Below are 18,336 nucleotides of genomic sequence, written 5' to 3' on the forward strand. Positions count from 1 at the left end.
CGCACCTTCATAATGCCGCCTCTCCCCGCCTCTCCCCGTCGCTTCTTGAGATGCTTGCTTTTGATCATGGATAAATTCTTGCTGCAGCAGCAGGTGCTGGAACGGCTCGCCGACGACTTGCAGCAAGTTGAGCAGGCAGCGCGGGCGGCCCATGAGACGGCGACGCACGAAGAAAACATCGCCGAAAACAAATACGACACCTTGGGCCTCGAAGCTGCCTACTTGGCGACCGGCCAAGCCCGCCGCGCCGAAGCCATCCGTCAGGCGATAGCCCATTGGCGCCAGTTCCGACCCCTCCCTTACGACGCCAGCAAAGGCATTCAGCTCGGCGCGCTGGTCTGCCTGGTGGACGCCGACGAGCAGCAGCATCAGCTCTTTCTCGGTCCGGCTGGGGGCAGCATGAAGTTGCTCAGCGGCGAGCAGTCCGTTCAAGTCATCAGCTGCGAAGCCCCCTTGGGCAGGGCCATGCTGGGCAAATGCGAGGGCGATGAGGTGTCGATTCAGCTAGCTCAAAACCGACAGCAGTTTGAGGTGCAGCGGGTTCATTGAGCCGCCCGCGAGTTCGGCGCCGGCCCCAAACTGTCATCAGGGCAAGGCCGTCGTCCCTTCAGGGGCGAACGCCACGCGATCAGCCCAGCAACCACCCGGGCTGCCGTGTCCCACGCGTCAGGCCCTCAGGCCCGCGCTCAGCGTTTATGCAAGACCCATCAGCCCCGGACCCCTTGAGGTCAAAGCGCAGCCAAGCCTTGCACCGAATGCAGCGCCCGCAAGACCGATTCGGCCGTGGCCGGGGCGCGCAGATCGGGGTCGCAAGCGGCTGGGCCGGTCGCGGCGACAGCGTCCTTGATGGCCAGCAGCACCGAGATCGGCAAGAGCAGCGGCGGCTCGCCCACCGCTTTGGAGCGATGGATGCTGTCGGCTGCATTCGGCTGGTCGTACAAGGCCACGCGGAAGTCTGGCGGGCTGTCGTTCGCCGTAGGGATTTTGTAGGTGCTGGGCGCGTGGGTGAGCAGGGCGCCGCTGCTGGGGTGCCAGACCAGTTCTTCCATCGTCAGCCAGCCCATGCCCTGCACAAAAGCGCCCTCGATCTGGCCGATGTCCAGCGCCGGGTTCAGCGAGCGGCCCACGTCGTGCAAAACGTCGGCGCGGATGACGCGGCTTTCGCCGGTGAGCGTGTCGACCAAGACTTCGGAAACGGCGGCGCCGCAAGCGAAGTAATAAAACGGCTTGCCCTGCAGCTTGCTGCGATCCCAGTGCAGGCCAGGCGTGGCGTAAAAGCCCTCGCTCCAGAGCTGCACCCGCTGCATATAGGCTTTGTGCACCAGCTCGGCAAAACTCATCGATTGAGCGCCGGCGCTGACCCTCTCGTCCGCAAAAACCACCTCAGCTGCCGAGCACTGCCACAGCTGCGCCGCCAGCGCGGCCAGCCGGGCCTTGATGCGCGCGGCAGCGTCTTGCGCAGCCTTGCCATTCAGGTCGCTGCCGGTGGAAGCGGCCGTGGCCGAGGTGTTGGCGACCTTTTGGGTGTCGGTGGCGCTGCAGCGCACGCGGGCCAGGCTGAGTCCCAGCTCATGCGCCACCACTTGCGCCACCTTGGTGTTCAGGCCCTGGCCCATCTCGGTGCCGCCGTGGTTCACCAACACCGAACCGTCGGTGTAAACGTGCACCAGCGCGCCGGCCTGGTTCAGGTGCACCACATTGAAGCTGATGCCGAATTTCAACGGCGTCAGCGCCAGGCCTTTTTTCAAGACCGGGCTGCGAGCGTTGAAGTTGCTCACCGCTTGGCGGCGCTGAGCGTAGTCGCTGCTGGCCTGCAGGCGATCGATCAGCGGAGCCAGGATGTTGTCTTCAACTTGTTGGCCGTAGGGCGTGATATTGCGGCCGTCTTCATCGGTGTAGAGATTGCTCAGCCGCACCTGCAGCGGGTCACGCTGCAAGCGGCGCGCCACCGCGTCCAGAATCATCTCGATGGCCAGCGCTCCTTGCGGCCCGCCAAAGCCGCGAAACGCGGTGTTGCTCTGCGTGTGGGTGCGGGCGCAAAAGCCGTGCAGTGCCACATGCGGCAGGAAGTAGGCATTGTCAAAATGGCAGAGCGCCCGCGCCATCACCGGCGCCGACAAATCGGCTGAATGACCGCAGTTGGAGATCAGATCCACCTCGGCGCCGAGGATGCGGCCTTGCTCGTCAAAGCCCACATCCCAGCGGTAGTCAAAACCGTGGCGCCGGCCGGTGATCATGAAGTCGTCATCGCGGTCCAGGCGCAGCTTGACCGGGCGGCGCAGCTTTGTGGCAGCGAGGGCGGCCACGCAGGCGAACAGGGCCGACTGCGACTCCTTGCCGCCAAAGCCGCCGCCCATGCGCCGGCATTGCACCTGCACCTGATGCGAGGCCCAACCCAAGGCATGGGCCAGCAGTTGCTGCATCTCACTGGGGTGTTGGGTAGAGCAATGCACCAAGAGGCCTTGGCTCTCCTGCGGAACGGCGTAGCTGATCTGCCCTTCCAGATAGAACTGCTCTTGCCCGCCTACCGACCACTCGCCGTTGAGCCGCAAGGGCGCCGCTGCCAGGGCGGCCGCCGCATCGCCCCGGCTCAGATGCATGGGCGGCAGCACATAGTGGCCTTGGGCATGGGCGTCTTTGGCCGTCAGCACGGCGGGCAGGGCTTCAATTTGCAAAGCCGTCTTGGCCAGGGCAGCGGCACGACGCGCCAGCTCGCGGCTGCTGGCAATGACAGCAAAAACCGGCTGGCCCAGATAACTCAAAGTCTCGCCGGCAAGAATCGGGTCATCATGGACCAGCGGCCCACAGTTGTTTTCGCCGGGGATGTCGGCCGCAGTCAGCACCGCCACTACGCCCGGCTGGGCGCGCAAGAGCGCCAGGTCGATGGACAGCAAGCGCCCATGCGCCACCGGCGACAAGCCCAGGGCCGCATGCAGCGTGCCTTGCAACTCGGGGATGTCGTCGGTGTAAGTCGCTTCGCCGCTGACGTGCAGCGCGGCGGATTCATGCGAGTGGCTGTGGCCGACGCTGCCGCCCGCGCTTTGGAGTTGGGGCGCCTTCATGCTGCGCTCCCCCTGCGGCTATCAAAGCTGATGGCCTGCCAGACGCTCAACTCACTCGCCGCCAGTGGCTGCTCGGCGCGTGTTTCCAGCCAGAGCCGGCGCAGCAGGTTTTGCGCCACCTGCAATCGGTAGCCGCTGCTGGCGCGAGCGTCGCTCAGGGGCGTGAAGTCCTGGCTCAAGGCGGACTGCGCCGCTTGCAGCGCCGTCTCATCCCAGGCCTGGCCCAGCAAGGCCGCTTCGGCAAGTGCTGCGCGTTTCACCACCGCCGCCATGCCGCCATAAGCCAGGCGCGCTTGCAGCACGCGCTGGCTGCCGGGCTCCAGTTGTAGCGCCAACACGGCGCAGACGGCGGAGATATCGCTGTCGTAGCGTTTGGCCACCTTGTAGGCGCCGAGGCGCCAGTCCGGGCCAGGCAGCGGCAGGTGCAAGGCCTCGACAAACTCGCCCGGCTGGCGGGCGTTTTGCATATAGCCGAGGTAGAAGTCTTCCAGCTTCATGCGGCGCTGCTGGGCACCGCGACGCAAGACGATCTCGGCGCCCAGGGCGATCAGCGCGGGCGCGCCGTCGCCAATCGGTGAGCCATTGGCGATATTGCCGCCCAGGGTGCCGGCCAGGCGAACCGGCGGTGAGGCAAAGCGCAGCCACAGTTCGCGCAGGGCCGGCACCGCCGCGGCCAGCGCCGACCAAGCCTCTTCCAGCGAAGCGGCGGCGCCTATCCACAGGCCCGGCTGGCCCTGGAAGTCTTGCGCGCGAATCTGCCGCAACTCAGCTACAGCGCCCACAAAAATCAGGTCGCCTACATCGCGGAACTGCTTGTTCAGCCACAGGCCAATGTCGGTGGCCCCGGCCAGCAGCCGGGCTTGCGATTTGGCCTCGCAAAGCGACGCCAAATCGGCCACGGTGCGCGGCGCATCAAAGGCGTCCACGCGGCCTGCATAGGCTGGGTTCGCGGCTGCGTAATGCAGGGCTGCATCGGCCTGCAATTGGCGCAAAGCCGCGACGATGGGCGCGCGATCAATGGTCTGGGCTGGCAGGGCGAACATGCGCTCGCCGGCGTCCAGAATCGGGCGGTAGCCGGTGCAGCGGCACAGATTGCCGGCCAAGTCATCGGCCAGTTCTTGGCGTGTGGGCTGGCTGCCCGCCTCCTGATGGCGCTCATAACAAGCTTGCAGCGTCATCACAAAGCCGGGGGTGCAAAAGCCGCACTGCGAGCCGTGGCAGTCGATCATGGCCTGCTGCACCGGGCTGGGCTCGGCGGCCGAGCCCAGGTCTTCGACCGTCCACAGGACCTGGCCGTCCAGCGTGGGCAGCAGCTGGGTGCAGGCGTTGACATTGCGCAGGCGCAGTTGGCCTTGCTGATCCAACTCGCCCAGCAAGACGGTGCAAGCGCCACAGTCGCCTTCGGCGCAGCCTTCTTTGGTGCCGGTGCAGGCCTGCTCGGCCTGGTGTTCACGCAGATAGCTGAGTAGCGTGGTCGTGGTCGGCAGACCTTGGACGGACCGAATCTGGCCCTGCTGGAAAAAACGGATCGGACGCTGCTGCATGCTCATCGAAACCAAACTCACCAAGCTGCTGGGCCCTTGACGATATACGATCCTGTCCCGCCTCTTTTGAAAACGCTGCCTTGTCCACTTCAACGCCACAGAAAATCGCCCTGCGCGGCGACTTGCTCGACTTCACCGCCAGCCCTGTCTGGGGCGACTTGGAGGGCGGTGGCGCGGTGCGCTTCCAGCCTGACCATTGGTTGCTGATCGATGAGCAGGGGCGCATCCAGGGCACGCAGGCGCAAGAGCCGGATCAGCAGTGGAACAAGATCGATCACCAAGGTCGCCTGATCCTGCCCGGCTTCATCGACACCCATGTGCATTGCCCGCAGCTCGATGTGATCGCCTCTTACGGCGCCGAGCTGCTGGACTGGCTCAACACCTACACCTTTCCGGCCGAATGCCGCTATGCCGACCCCGCCGTGGCGCAGGCCGGCGCGGCGCGCTTCTTGGACGCCTTGCTGGCCCATGGCACGACGGCGGCGGTGGTCTTCCCCACCGTCCACAAGGTTTCGGTCGAGGCCTTGTTCGAGGCCGCGCAGCAGCGCGGCATGCGCCTGATCACCGGCAAGGTGCTGATGGATCGCCACGCCCCGGCCGCCTTGTTGGACCTCAGCGTGGCCCAGGCCGAGCGCGACTGCGTGGACCTGATCTCGCGCTGGCATGGTGTAGGCCGCCTCAGTTATGCGGTCACGCCGCGCTTTGCGCCCACCAGCACGCCGGAGCAACTGGCCATGGCCGGCGCGCTTTGCCGGGCCGACACCACGCTCTATATGCAAACCCATGTGGCCGAGAACCGCGAGGAGGTGCGCTGGGTCAGCGAGCTGTTCCCGCAGGCGCGCAGCTATCTGGATGTGTATGCCCGGGAGGGCCTCTTGCACCCGCGCTCGGTACTGGCCCATGGCATCTGGCTGGATGATGAAGACCGGCGTGTGCTGGCCGGCAGCGGCGCGCAGGTCGCCTTCAGCCCTTCGTCCAACCTCTTCCTGGGCAGCGGCTTGTTTGATTGGCCGGCGGCGCGGGCCGGGCAGGTGCAGGTGTCGGTGGCCAGCGATGTGGGCGGCGGCACCAGCTTGTCCATGCAGCGCACGCTGCTGGATGCCTACAAGGTGCAGGCCATGGCCGGCCAGCGCCTGACGGCCTGGGCCGGCTTGCATGCCGCCACCCGCGGTGCCGCCGAGGCCTTGGGCCTGGGCGCTGAGATCGGCCATTTCGGCGTGGGCACCCTGGCTGATGTTTGCGTTTGGGATTGGGCACGCGGCCCGGTCGCCGAGGCGCGCGACGCGGTGGTACGCGGCCTGCATGAACGGGTGTTTGCCTGGATGAGCTTGGCCGATGACCGCAATCTGCGCGCCGCCTATGTGGCTGGGGTGTGCAAGCACTCAGCCTGAGTTTGCCCTGGGTTTTGCCCTGCTTTTTGCCTAGCTTGCCGGGTTTGCCCTGCCTCTGCATCGATCCGCAGCGCTAGGGCCCAGGCGGATTTGCCCGGATACTTGCGTTTGAACTTGTCGCCTGCCTTCTTTCCTTCTTCATGAGCCCAGCCCGCCTGCAACTTTTCGGCATCAGCAAGCAATACCCCGCGGTGCGGGCCAATGACGCCATCGATCTGACGGTCACCCCGGGCCAGATCCATGCGGTGCTGGGCGAGAACGGCGCCGGCAAGTCCACGTTGATGAAGATCATTTACGGCGCAGTGCAGCCCGATGCCGGCCGCATGCAGTGGATGGGCCAGCCGGTCACGATTAGATCGCCGGCTCAGGCTCGCGCCTTGGGCATCAGCATGGTCTATCAGCATTTCTCGCTGTTTGACACGCTGACCGCGGCCGAGAACGTCTGGCTGGGTCTGGACAAAAGCATGGCCTTGGCCGAGGTGAGTCGTCGCATTGAGGAGTTGGCCCAAACCTATGGTCTGGAGGTCGACCCGCAGCGGCCGGTGCACAGCCTCTCGGTGGGTGAGCGCCAGCGCGTCGAGATCCTGCGCGCCTTGATGACCGAGCCCAAGCTGCTGATCTTGGACGAACCCACCTCGGTGCTAACGCCGCGCGCGGTGGACAAGCTTTTTGTCACCCTGCGCCAGTTGGCGGCGCAGGGCTGCTCGATTTTGTATATCAGCCACAAGCTCGATGAGATCCGTGCGCTCTGCGATCACTGCACCGTCTTGCGCAGCGGGCGGGTCAGCGGCGAGGTGGACCCGCGCACCCAAAGCAGCAGCGAACTCTCGCGCCTGATGATTGGCGCCGAGCCGCCGGCGGTGCAACGCCAGCCGCGCCGGCCCGGCCCGCTGGCGCTGAGCCTGCGCCGCCTCAGCCTGGCCAAGGCCCAGCCCTTTGGCACGACCTTGGTCGATATCGATCTGGACCTGCATGGCGGCGAGATCGTCGGCGTGGCCGGTGTCTCGGGCAATGGTCAGCAAGAGTTGCTGGCCGCGCTCAGCGGCGAGGACCGGCGCGCCCAGGCCGGCGTGGTGCAGCTGTTTGGGCAAGACATCGCGCGCAGCGGCCCGAGCCGGCGGCGCAAGCTGGGCCTGCACTTTGTGCCGGAAGAGCGTCTCGGGCGCGGCGCGGTGCCCAGCTTGTCGCTGGCGCAAAACACCTTGCTGACCCGCACCGAGCGCGGCCCGCAAGGCTCGCTCGGGCCTTTCGGCTGGATGCATCAGCGCCGGGTTCAGCATCTGGCCGAGCGTTTGATCGCGCGCTTTCAGGTGCGCGCCGGGGGCGCCGGTGCGGCAGCGCGCAGCCTCTCGGGCGGCAATTTGCAGAAATTCATCGTCGGCCGCGAGATCGATGCCGGCCCCAAGGTGCTGATCATTGCCCAGCCGACTTGGGGTGTGGATGTGGGCGCGGCGGCGCAGATCCGCGCCGAGTTGTTGCAACTCAGCGCGGCCGGTTGCGCGGTGCTGGTGCTGAGTGAGGAGTTGGACGAATTGTTTGAGATCAGTGATCGCCTGGTGGTGATGGCGCAAGGCCGCTTGTCACCCTCGGTCTCGGTAAGCGAGGCCAGCCGGTCTTTGATTGGCGAGTGGATGAGTGGCCTGTGGCAGACCTCGTCGAGCGCCGCACCGACCCACAGTGCAGAAGGAATGGCCGATGTTCAAGCTTGAGCCGCGTCCGCAACCCTCGCGTCTGATGGGTCTGGCGTCGCCGCTGCTGGCGCTGGTGGTGACGGTGGCGCTGGGACTGGGCTTGTTCCTGTTGCTGGACAAAGACCCGCTGCGCGGCTTGCAGATGTTTTTCTGGGAGCCGATTCGCAGCCCGCAGGCCTGGAGCGAGTTGGGCCTGAAGGCCACGCCGCTGCTCTTGATTGCGCTCGGTTTGGCTGTTTGCTTCCGCGCCAATGTCTGGAATATCGGGGCCGAAGGGCAGTTCATCGTCGGCGCGCTGGCCGCAGGCTGGGTGGCCATGCAGGCCGATGCGGGCAGCTCGGCGGCCGTGATGGTGCCTGCCATTTTGGCCGCCGGTGTGCTGGGTGGCATGGCCTGGGCCGGCATCACCGCGCTGCTGCGGGCGCGCTTCAATGCCAATGAGATTTTGGTCAGCCTGATGCTGGTCTATGTGGCCGATCTGCTCTTGGCCTATCTGGTCTACGGCCCCTGGAAGGACCCGGCTGGTTTTAACTTTCCGCAAAGCATCAGCTTTTTGCCGGTGACCAAAATCCCTCGGCTGTTTGACGGTTCGCGGCTGAACATCGGCGTTTTGATCGCGCTGGGCTCGGCCCTGGCTTGCTGGGTCTTGCTGTTTCGCTCCTACCTGGGCTTTTCGCTGCAAGTCGGCGGGCTCGCGCCGGCGGCGGCGCGCTATGCCGGGTTTTCGTCGGAGCGGGCTTTGTGGACGGCGCTCTTGCTCTCGGGCGCCATGGCCGGCTTGGCGGGCGCGTTGGAAGTGGCCGGGCCGCTTGGGCAGCTGACGCCATATGTGCCGGCCGGCTACGGCTTTGCGGCCATCATCGTGGCCTTTGTCGGGCGCTTGCATCCGCTGGGCATCGTCTTGTCTTCGATTCTGATGAGCATGTTCTACATCGGCGGTGAGTTGGCGCAGTCGCGCTTAGGGCTTCCCAAGTCCATCACCGGGGTGTTCCAGGGCTTGCTGCTGTTCTCGCTCCTGGCCTGCGACACCTTGATTCACTACCGCTTGCGGCGCATTGCCACGCCCGCGGCTGCAGCCAGAGAGGTCTGAGCATGGACAGCATTGCACCGCTGATTGCGGCCTCGATGAATGCCGGCACCTTGCTGGCGCTGGCGGCCTTGGGGCTCTTGATCAATGAGCGCGCTGGCATTGTCAACCTGGGTGCGGAAGGCCTGATGCTGGTGGCGGCCGTCGCCGGCTTTGCCACCGCCGTGCACACCGGCAGCGACACCTTGGCTTTTATGGCCGGCATGGCGGCTGGCGCGCTTTTGTCGGCCTTGTTCGGCCTGTTGGTGATCTGGCTCAACACCAATCAATATGCGGCCGGTCTGGCGCTGAGCCTGTTTGGCGCGGGCTTCTCGGCCTTTGTCGGCCTGCGCTACACCCAAGAGAAGCTGAGCCCGCGCAGCAGTTATGAGCTGCCCTGGCTGACCGATCTGCCTTTTGTCGGCCCGGCTTTCTTCAAGCATCATCCGCTGGTCTACGGCGCGATTGCGCTGACCGCCTTGTTGGCTTGGTTCTTGTATCGCTCGCGTGCCGGCCTAGTGCTGCGGGCGGTGGGCGAGTCGCCGGAGTCCGCTCATGCGCTGGGTTATCCGGTGCGCAAGATTCGCTTGGCGGCGGTGGTGGCCGGCGGCGCCTTGTGTGGCCTGGCCGGGGCTTATGTGTCGGTGATCTATACGCCGCTGTGGGTCGAGGGCATGATTGCCGGCAAGGGCTGGATCGCGCTGGCCTTGACCACTTTTGCCACCTGGCGGCCGGCGCGTATTCTGCTCGGCGCCTATCTGTTCGGCTTTGTCACCATGTTGCAGTTCCATCTGCAGGGGCAGGGCGTGCAGATTCCCAGTCAGTTCCTCAGCATGCTGCCCTATTTGGCCACCATCGTGGTCTTGGTGCTCATCTCCAGCAAGGCGGCTTTCATTCGCGCCAATATGCCGGCCTCGCTGGGCAAACCCTTCTTCCCTGGCTCATGATTCTTGAATGGAGAGAAAGTCTATGAACAAGCGACATCTTCTGTTGAAACTGGCGTCCTTGACCGCGGTGGCCGCCGCGGCGGGCTTGGTGGGCTGCGGCAAAAAGACCGAGGAGGCCGCGGCACCTGCGGCCAGCAGCGCGCCCGCCAAGGCCGAGCCGCTGAAGATTGCCTTTGCCTATGTCGGCCCGGTGGGCGATGGCGGCTGGACCTTCGCCCATGACAATGCCCGCAAGGCGGTGGAGAAAGAGTTCGGTGACAAGGTCGTCACCAGCTTCGTCGAGAAAGTGCCTGAAGCGGCCGATGCCGAGCGCGTCTTCCGCGACATGGTCAGCACCGGCAACAAGCTGATCTTCGGCACCACTTTTGGCTATGGCGAGTCCATGCTCAAAGTGGCGGCGGATCATGCGGATGTGAAGTTCGAGCACGCCACCGGCTACAAGCAGGCGGCCAATCAGCGCACCTATGACTCGCGCACCTATGAAGGTGCTTATATGGCTGGCTTGATCGCCGGCAAGATGAGCAAGAGCGGCACCCTGGGCGTGGTGGGTTCCATCCCAATCCCCGAAGTGATCCGTAATATCAACAGCTTCACCCTGGGTGCGCAAAGCATCAACCCCAAGGTGGTGGTGAAGGTGGTGTGGGTGAACAAATGGTTTGACCCCCCACAAGAAACCGAAGCCGCGCAGACCCTGATCAACGGCGGCGCCGATGTCCTGATGCAAAACACCGACTCCAGCGCGGTGCTGCAAACCGCCGAGAAGAACGGCAAATACGCTTTCGGCTGGGACTCCGACATGACCGCCTATGGCCCCAAGGCCCACCTGGGCTCGGCGGTGATCAACTGGGCGCCGTACTACATTGCCGCCGTGCGTGAGGCGCTGGACGGCAAGTGGGTCGCTGGTGCCGGCAAACACGCCTGGTGGGGCGTGAAAGAGGGCGCCATCGATATGGTGTCGGTGGCTGAATCGGTGCCGGCTGAGACCCGAGCCCAAATCGACAAGATCAAGGCCGGCCTGAAGGACGGCAGCTTCGCCATCTGGAAGGGCCCCATCGTCGGCCAGGACGGCAAGGAGCTGCTGAAGAAGGACGAGGTGGCGGACGATAAATTCCTCTCTGGCATCAATTTCTACATCAAGGGTGTGGAGAGCAAATTGCCGAACTCGAAGTGAAGCTGAGGCCATGAGGCCGAGCAAGACCTGACCCCTGAGCCGAGGGCGCAACGATGGACAAAAGCCAGCATGAAACCCGCGATACGGGCGCATTGAACTTCGAAGCCATCCCTCGGCCGGTCTTGCTGGATCTGTTGCGCCGCGCGCCCAAGGCGGAACTGCATCTGCACATCGAGGGCACGCTGGAGCCGGAGCTGATCTTCAAGCTGGCGCAGCGCAATGGGGTCAAGCTCGGTTATCCCTCGGTCGAGGCCTTGCGAGCCGCCTATGCCTTCACCGATCTGCAGAGTTTTCTGGATGTGTACTACGCCGGCGCCGGCGTCTTGCTGACGGAGGATGACTTCTTCGATCTGGCTTGGGCTTACTTTGAGCGTGCCGCGGCCGATGGTGTGGTGCACGCCGAAGTGTTTTTCGACCCGCAAACGCACACCAGCCGTGGCGTGCCCATGCAGGCGGTGATCTTGGGCCTGCACCGGGCCTGCCAGCGGGCGCAGGCTGAGTTGGGCCTCAATGCGAGCCTGATCCTGTGCTTTTTGCGTCATCTGAGTGAGAAAGACGCGCTGGCCACGCTGGAGGCGGCCTTGCCTTGGCGTGAGTACTTTATCGGCGTGGGGCTGGACAGCGCCGAGCAGGACAACCCGCCCGAGCGCTTTGCCCGCGTCTTTGCGCGCGCCCGTGACTTGGGCCTGCATTGCGTCGCCCATGCCGGCGAGGAAGGCCCGCCGGCCTATATCTATGGCGCGTTGGACGCGCTGCAGGCCAAGCGCATCGACCACGGCGTGCGCTGCCTGGAAGACCCCGCCCTGGTGCAAAGACTGGCGGATGAACGCATGCCGCTGACGGTTTGCCCACTCTCCAACCTCAAGCTCTGCGTGGTGCCGTCTCTGGCCGAGCATCCCTTGCGGCGTATGTTGGATCTGGGCTTGTGTGCCATGGTCAATTCCGATGACCCCGCTTACTTTGGCGGCTATTTGAACGACAACTACCTGCGCTGTTTTGAGGCTGACCCCGGCCTGAACGCGCGTCACGCCTATGCTTTGCTGCGCCATAGCTTTGAAGCTTGCTTTGATCTGGATGAGCCCAGCCGCCAGCAGCGCTATCGCCAGATTGATGTGCTTTTTCTAGAAGCAGCCGCCGGTTTGCCGCACGCGGGCTGAGGCGCGGCGCTCCGCCGCATGATTCCCGCCTAAAATTCGCCCTCCTTCTTGGGACTACCTTGCTATGACCGCTGCACTGCTGAACTCCTCGCTGACCTCTTTGCCCCTGATTGCCCGTGGCAAGGTGCGTGAAAACTACGCCGTGGGTGAGGACCGCATCCTGATGATTGCCAGCGATCGCCTCTCGGCCTTCGACGTCATCATGGGCGAGCCGATCCCGGGCAAGGGTGCCTTGCTGACGCAAATGGCTTTGTTCTGGTTCGACAAGCTGACCGGCATCGTTCCGAATCACCTGACCGGCGATGACCCGCTGTCGGTCGTCAGCGAGGCCGAAAAAGCCCAGGTCAAGGACCGCTCCATGCTGGTCAAGCGCCTGAAGCCGCTGCCGGTGGAAGCGGTGGTGCGCGGCTATTTGGCCGGCAGTGGTTGGGCCGAGTACCAGCGCAATGGTCAAGTCTGCGGCGTGCAATTGCCGGCCGGCCTGCAAAACGCCTCCAAGCTGCCTGAGCCCATCTTCACCCCGGCCACCAAGGCCGAGATGGGCGACCACGACGAGAACATCTCTTTCGATCGCATGGTCGAGATCATCGGCCTGGATCTGGCGACCCGCGTGCGCGATATCTCCATTCAGCTCTACAAGCGTGCCGCCGACTTTGCGCTGACCAAGGGCATCATCATTGCCGACACCAAGTTTGAATTCGGCCTCGACGCCGATGGCACCTTGACGCTGATGGACGAGGTGCTGACCCCCGACTCTTCGCGCTACTGGCCGGTGGAAAGCTATGCCGTCGGCATCAACCCGCCCAGCTATGACAAGCAGTTTGTGCGCGACTGGCTGGAGCAGGCCCAGGTGGATGGCAAGCCCTGGGGCAAGACCGCGCCGGCGCCCGCCTTGCCGGCCGAAGTGATCGAAAAGACCGCCGCCAAATACCGTGAGGCTTTGCAGCGCTTGACTCTGTCATGAGCATCAAGAGTCGCCTGCTGAAACGGCTGGATGCCGAAATCGCAGCGGCGACCGGGCCGACCCAGCCAGCGGTATTGAAAGCTCAAAAAGCGCTGCTGCTGGCCCGTCATGGGCAAATGGCCGCAGCTCGCGAGCAACTCACCGCCCTGCATTTGCAGTCCTTCCAGCACCCTCATCCGGAGCTGGGCGCTTGGCTGCATTTTGCCGAGGGCTTGATGAGTTACTACACCGACTTCAGCAGCGCCGCCAAAGAGAAGATCTCGCATGCGCGAATGATTGCCTCGGGTGCGGGGCTGAAGTCACTGGACGCTTTGTGCTCGGCCTGGCTGGCGCAGCTGGCCTATGTTCAGCACGAACTGGACGCCATGCTCAGCCATGCACAAGCCTGCGATCAGGTGGCTGGTGTTCAGGATCACGCCGCCCGCTACCGCTTGTGCACCGTGATGGGCCTGGCTTTTGATTTTGCGGCCCAGCAGGAATCGGCCAAGCTCTGGTATGCCAAGGCGCGCGCGCATGCGCAAGCCGATGGTGACGACGCCTCCATCTCGGCACTGATGTACAACATGGCGGAGATGCGCGCCGCCCAGCTGCGCCGCGAGGCGGTCTGGTCGGATGCCAATGGCCAAGGGCAGGGCTTGCTCTTGGGGGCGGACTCCATCAAGCATTACGACGCCGCCGTGGGCGGCTCGGTCAAGCCAGATTTGACGCCGGTGTTGCGGGCGCAGATCTTGGTGGTGGAGGGCGAGTTTGCCCAGGCGCTGGCTTTGTATGAAGCCCATTTGCCGCAGACGGTGTCAGCGGGTTTGGCGCGTTTGAGTGGCAGCCTCTTGGCCGATATGGCTTGGTGTCGGGTGCATCTGGGGCAGACCGAGCGCGCGCTGCTGCAAGCCCAGGAGGCTGAGCTGGAATCGCATCAACATTGCGATGTGGACGACCGCGCCATCTCGCACAGCCGCTTGGCCCAGGTTTACGGCGCTTTGGGTCATGAGAGCCAGGCGGCTCGACAGGCCGGTCTGGCTCAAACTTTGTGGCGCGAATTCAGCGCCGAGCAGCAGCATTGGGCGCAGGCGCTGCAAGCCGTGGCTTTGCGTCCAGTTTGAAGCTTCGACTGCGGCTGTCGAGGCTTTCATCTGCTGTGGCGACTTCGTGCCCGAAGCGGAGTCTTTTGCATGGGCCGGATGCCGAGCGCCGCCGGGGGCGCAATTCCGCTCCTGTCCCCCGCCGTCGCCTTTCAGGCGCCGGCTCCTCCTTTACCTCGCGGAATCACACCCCCGACGCCACTCGGCAGTTCCACCGATGTGCGTCCGCGTCGAGGGAGCACGGCCGTGGTGGATCAGGACGCTTGGGGGTTCTGCGATGCGAGGTTAAGGAGGAGACCCGGGTGCGAGCCCGGGGCGGGGGACAGGAGCGGCGCAGAGCCCCCAAGCATCCTGATCTCCGTCCAAACGAAGGACCGTTCCGGATGCATCGCTGCCGTTCATGTCGGCGAGTCGAGTGGCAAGACATGGACGCTGCTGATAGCGCAAGGTCTTCGCCAGCCAAAGAGTCTCTGGCTCGCCTAGATGTACGGCGTCAGTTCAGCGCCATGCTGAGTTTGCGGCGGTACTGGTCCAGCAGCGGATCGCGTGCCACGGCCACGGCCTGACCGGCCAATTCCAGTGCACCCTTGGCCTTGGCTTCGGTGGCCGCCGGTTTTGGCGCGGGCTTGCTCAGCAGTTCCAAGATGGCCACATAGGTCTTGCGTGCCAGCTCGTTGTTCCAGCTCTTGTCGCGCATGATGATTTCCAGCAGCGCGTCCATGGCATCGGTGAAGCGCTGCTCGGCCATCAGGCCTTGCGCCAGGGCGAAACGGGCGTCGAAGTCGCGCTTCTTGCTTTCAATCGCAGCCTGCAGGGCGGGGGCGTCGATGCCGGCTGCGGCCCGCTCGCAGGCTGTCAGCCAATGCGCCAGCGCGGCAAAGCGTGCATGCGGGGTGATGGTGTCGGCCGCCTTCGCGGCCACCGGCGCAAAGGCCTCTTGAGCTTCGCAGAGCAGGCCTAACTCCAGCAAGGCTTTCACATAGTCAAAGCGGGCAACTTCGTTGGCGGGGTCGCTCTCCAGCGCTTGTTGCAGCTTGCCCAGGGCCGATTCCAGATCGCCATCGGCCAGCAGGGCTTCGGCCTCGGCCACATCTTCTTGGGCCGCCAAGACCTCACCGGGCGGCACATGCTTGTCCAGGAACTCGCGGATCTGCGCCTCCGGCACCGCGCCGACGAAGCCGTCGACCGGCTGGCCGCCGACGAACATCACGCAAAACGGGATGCTGCGCACGCCGAACATCTGGCTCAGCTGGGTGGCGATCTCGGGCACTTCGTCGCTGTTGAGCTTGGCCAGGGTGAAGCGACCGGCGTAGGCCTCTTCCAGCTTCTCCAGCATCGGGCCCAGCGTACGGCAGGGGCCGCACCAGGGCGCCCAGATGTCCAGCAGCACCGGCTGCTGCATGGAGCCGGTGATGAGTTCAGATTCGAAGTTTTGTAGCGTGATGTCGATCATGGCGAGCCGAACTTGGAGGTCAACAATGGGTGAGCGGGGGTAGGTGGCCCTGGCCGCCTACAATTCAAGGCTTTCCAGCCTTTGACGAAGCGAGCCGTGCAGATTCTGCCGGGCACCTCCATGAAGACAGCAACTCCCCTGATTGGCGTGGTGATGGGTTCCAGCAGTGACTGGGAAACCATGAAGCATGCCGCCGACATTCTCGCCGAGTTCGGCATCGCCTATGAGACCCAGGTGGTGTCGGCTCACCGCATGCCGGACGATATGTTCGCCTATGCGGAAAGCGCTGCCGGTCGTGGCCTGCAGGCCATCATCGCGGGCGCTGGCGGCGCCGCGCATTTGCCGGGCATGCTGGCCGCCAAAACGGTGGTGCCGGTGCTGGGCGTGCCGGTGGCCAGCCGTCATTTGCAAGGTGTGGATTCACTGCATTCCATCGTCCAGATGCCCAAGGGCATTCCGGTCGCCACTTTTGCCATCGGCACCGCTGGCGCCGGCAATGCGGCGCTGTTTGCCGTGGCCATGTTGGCCAATCATGACGCCGCTTTGCGCGAGAAGCTGCAAGCCTACCGCGCCCGCCAAACCGAAGTGGCGCGCGCCATGAGCAAGGACCTGGTCTGATGGCAGGCAAGACCTTGCTGCCGGGCGAAGCCACGCTGGGCGTGATGGGTGGCGGCCAACTCGGCCGCATGTTTGTTCACGCCGCCCAAAGCCTGGGCTACCGCACCGTGGTGCTGGACCCCGATGCCGACAGCCCGGCCGGCTTGGTCGCCCATGGCCATGTGCAAAGCGGCTATCTGGATGAGGCCGGGCTGCAGCAATTGAGCGCGCAGTGCGAGGCCATCACCACCGAATTTGAAAACGTGCCGGCGCAGGCGCTGGAGCAATTGGCGCAAAGCCGCGTGGTTGCGCCGGCCGGTTCGGCCGTGGCCATCTGTCAGGACCGCGCCGCCGAGAAGGCGCATTTCGCCGCCAGCGGCGTGGCTTGCGCACCCTATGCGGTGATCCATAGCGAGGCGGCCCTGCAGGCCGTCAGCGATGACTTGCTGCCCGGCATTCTGAAAACCACCCGCATGGGCTACGACGGCAAGGGCCAAGTCCGCGTGCGCAGCCGTGCAGAGTTGGTGGCAGCCTGGGCCGAGTTGAAACAAGTCGACTGCGTGCTTGAGCAGATGCTTCCGCTGGCGCTGGAGTTGTCGGTCATCAGCGCCCGCAATGCCCAAGGCGAGATCGTGCAGTTCCCGGTGCAGCAAAACCTGCACCGCGACGGCATCTTGGCCGTCACCCAGGTGCCGGCGCCGGCCATCTCAGAGGCTTTGCAGACCGAAGCCCTGGCTTCGGCCGCGCGTATTGCGGCCTCGATGAATTACGTCGGCGTGCTCTGCGTCGAATTCTTTGTGCTGCAAGACGGCCGCCTGATCGTCAACGAAATGGCGCCGCGCCCGCACAACTCGGGGCATTACACGATGAACGCCTGCGATGTGTCGCAGTTTGATCTGCAGGTGCGCGCCATGGCCGGCCTGCCGCTGCGCCAGCCGCGTTTGCATTCGCCCACCGTGATGTTGAACCTCCTGGGTGACTTGTGGTTTGACGCTCAAGGCGTCGAGCGCACGCCGCCCTGGGATGCGGTCTTGGCCCTGCCGGGCACGCATTTGCATCTGTATGGCAAGAGCAGCGCCCGCGTGGGCCGCAAGATGGGCCATCTGAACATTACCGCCGCCACGGCCGAGCAGGCTGAAGTTCTGGCGCGCCAAGCTGCGGCCCTGCTGGGTCTGCCGACCGAGTGGTGAGCAGAAGGTTTTGACCATGCTCTTGAACGGCAACGATCCTCAGGCCATCGCCACGGCCGCGCGCGCGCTGGCCGCCGGTGAATTGGTGGCCCTGCCGACCGAGACGGTCTATGGCCTGGGTGCGCGTGCCGATGACGACGCAGCTGTGGCCAAGATCTTCGCGGCCAAGGGCCGGCCGGCCGATCACCCTTTGATCGTGCATGTGCTGGATGCCGAGGATGCCGCCTACTTTGCGGCCGACTTGCCTGAGGTGGCGCGTCGTTTGATGCAAGCCTTTTGGCCCGGGCCAATGACGGTGATCGTGCCACGCGCTGAAGGCGTGGCCGCGGCCTCGGCCGGCGGCCAGTCCAGCATCGGACTGCGTTGCCCGGCGCACCCGGTCGCGCGGGCCTTGTTGGCCGCAGCGCGGCAGCAGGGCGTGCGCGGCGTTGCGGCGCCCAGTGCGAATCGGTTTGGTCGCGTCAGCCCGACGCGTGCGGCCCATGTGGCCGATGAATTTGATGCCGATTTGTTGGTCTTGGACGGCGGCGATTGTGCGGTGGGCATTGAGTCCAGCATCGTCGATTGCAGCCGTGGCCAGGCGGTTTTGCTGCGCCCAGGTGTTTTGACGGCGGCGCAGATTGAAGCCGCCATCGGCTCGCCTTTGCTGGCGCCCGACGCCGCCGCGCCGCGCGCCTCCGGCACTTTGGCGGCCCACTATGCGCCTCGTGCCACGGTGCGCTTGCTCAGCACCGAACAATTGCAGCAGCGCCTGTCTGGGGCCTTGCCTGAAGGGCTGGCGGTATATTCCCGCACGGCCTTGGCTTTTGCGGGCTGCATTTTGCAGCCCATGCCGCTGGACGCCGTGGTCGCTGCGCAGCAGTTGTTTGCGGTGCTGCGTGATCTGGATGCGGCCGGTGCACGTGAAATTTGGGTGGAGTCGCCGCCGCCGGCGCGCGAGTGGGACGGCGTCAGGGATCGCCTGACCCGTGCCGCTGCGGCTTTTGAGTGATGTTTGTGGGTTTGAGTTTTCGGGATGGAATGT

At 64.8% G+C, this 18,336-nt stretch carries 15 protein-coding genes; 12 read left to right on the top strand and 3 right to left on the bottom strand.

The window, feature by feature from the left end; translation table 11 throughout:
• Positions 1–66: 66 nt before the first annotated feature.
• Positions 67–549 (top strand): GreA/GreB family elongation factor, encoded by a 483-nt coding sequence (locus LNV06_RS21455; RefSeq protein ID WP_263540350.1) that lies wholly within the window; start codon positions 67–69, stop codon positions 547–549.
• Between the two features lie 179 nt (positions 550–728).
• On the opposite strand, the gene xdhB is transcribed toward LNV06_RS21455, so the two are convergent.
• Together xdhB and xdhA are read right to left on the bottom strand one after the other, a co-directional pair.
• Positions 729–3,062, bottom strand: coding sequence for a xanthine dehydrogenase molybdopterin binding subunit (xdhB, locus tag LNV06_RS21460; protein WP_263540351.1), 2,334 nt, complete (start codon positions 3,060–3,062; stop codon positions 729–731).
• A complete protein-coding gene (xdhA, locus tag LNV06_RS21465; RefSeq protein WP_263540352.1) occupies positions 3,059–4,612 on the bottom strand; it encodes a xanthine dehydrogenase small subunit in 1,554 nt (517 codons plus the stop codon). The genes xdhB and xdhA overlap by 4 nt, the downstream gene beginning before the upstream one ends.
• Positions 4,613–4,686: 74 nt before the next feature.
• On the opposite strand from xdhA, the gene guaD reads away from it, so the two are divergent.
• From guaD to LNV06_RS21505, 8 genes are all read left to right on the top strand, one after another.
• On the top strand, positions 4,687–5,997 hold the full coding sequence (gene guaD / locus LNV06_RS21470) for a guanine deaminase (protein ID WP_263540353.1): 1,311 nt from the start codon (positions 4,687–4,689) through the stop codon (positions 5,995–5,997).
• Positions 5,998–6,137: 140 nt separating this feature from the next.
• Positions 6,138–7,706: an ABC transporter ATP-binding protein gene (locus LNV06_RS21475; RefSeq protein ID WP_263540354.1), complete on the top strand. Its 1,569-nt coding sequence runs from the start codon at positions 6,138–6,140 to the stop codon at positions 7,704–7,706.
• Positions 7,693–8,778 carry an ABC transporter permease gene (locus LNV06_RS21480; protein ID WP_263540355.1) on the top strand — a complete coding sequence of 362 codons (1,086 nt, stop codon included), beginning with the start codon at positions 7,693–7,695 and terminating at the stop codon, positions 8,776–8,778. Before LNV06_RS21475 ends, LNV06_RS21480 begins: the two co-directional genes overlap by 14 nt.
• 2 nt (positions 8,779–8,780) lie before the next feature.
• Positions 8,781–9,701 (top strand): ABC transporter permease, encoded by a 921-nt coding sequence (locus LNV06_RS21485; RefSeq protein WP_263540356.1) that lies wholly within the window; start codon positions 8,781–8,783, stop codon positions 9,699–9,701.
• 22 nt (positions 9,702–9,723) lie between these two features.
• Positions 9,724–10,872, top strand: coding sequence for a BMP family ABC transporter substrate-binding protein (locus LNV06_RS21490; protein WP_263540357.1), 1,149 nt, complete (start codon positions 9,724–9,726; stop codon positions 10,870–10,872).
• A gap of 53 nt (positions 10,873–10,925) precedes the next feature.
• Positions 10,926–12,029, top strand: a complete 1,104-nt coding sequence (locus LNV06_RS21495; protein WP_263540358.1) for an adenosine deaminase — start codon at positions 10,926–10,928, stop codon at positions 12,027–12,029.
• A 64-nt stretch (positions 12,030–12,093) separates the two neighbouring features.
• The gene (locus LNV06_RS21500; RefSeq protein WP_263540359.1) at positions 12,094–12,993 is read left to right on the top strand and encodes a phosphoribosylaminoimidazolesuccinocarboxamide synthase; all 900 of its coding nucleotides are present in this window, start codon (positions 12,094–12,096) and stop codon (positions 12,991–12,993) included.
• A complete protein-coding gene (locus LNV06_RS21505) occupies positions 12,990–14,093 on the top strand; it encodes a hypothetical protein (RefSeq protein WP_263540360.1) in 1,104 nt (367 codons plus the stop codon). Before LNV06_RS21500 ends, LNV06_RS21505 begins: the two co-directional genes overlap by 4 nt.
• A 472-nt stretch (positions 14,094–14,565) precedes the next feature.
• On the opposite strand, the gene LNV06_RS21510 is transcribed toward LNV06_RS21505, so the two are convergent.
• The gene (locus LNV06_RS21510; RefSeq protein WP_263540361.1) at positions 14,566–15,525 is read right to left on the bottom strand and encodes a tetratricopeptide repeat protein; all 960 of its coding nucleotides are present in this window, start codon (positions 15,523–15,525) and stop codon (positions 14,566–14,568) included.
• A gap of 120 nt (positions 15,526–15,645) precedes the next feature.
• Between LNV06_RS21510 and purE the strand changes: the two genes are divergently transcribed.
• The 3 genes from purE to LNV06_RS21525 are packed head-to-tail and all read left to right on the top strand — an operon-like array spanning position 15,646 to position 18,303.
• Positions 15,646–16,143: a 5-(carboxyamino)imidazole ribonucleotide mutase gene (gene purE, locus LNV06_RS21515; RefSeq protein ID WP_263540362.1), complete on the top strand. Its 498-nt coding sequence runs from the start codon at positions 15,646–15,648 to the stop codon at positions 16,141–16,143.
• Positions 16,143–17,312 carry a 5-(carboxyamino)imidazole ribonucleotide synthase gene (locus LNV06_RS21520; protein WP_263540363.1) on the top strand — a complete coding sequence of 390 codons (1,170 nt, stop codon included), beginning with the start codon at positions 16,143–16,145 and terminating at the stop codon, positions 17,310–17,312. The genes purE and LNV06_RS21520 overlap by 1 nt, the downstream gene beginning before the upstream one ends.
• Before the next feature lie 16 nt (positions 17,313–17,328).
• Positions 17,329–18,303, top strand: a complete 975-nt coding sequence (locus LNV06_RS21525; RefSeq protein WP_263540364.1) for an L-threonylcarbamoyladenylate synthase — start codon at positions 17,329–17,331, stop codon at positions 18,301–18,303.
• Positions 18,304–18,336: the final 33 nt, after the last annotated feature.

It is taken from the genome of Paucibacter sp. Y2R2-4, from assembly GCF_025717535.1.
Classification (GTDB): domain Bacteria; phylum Pseudomonadota; class Gammaproteobacteria; order Burkholderiales; family Burkholderiaceae_C; genus Paucibacter_A.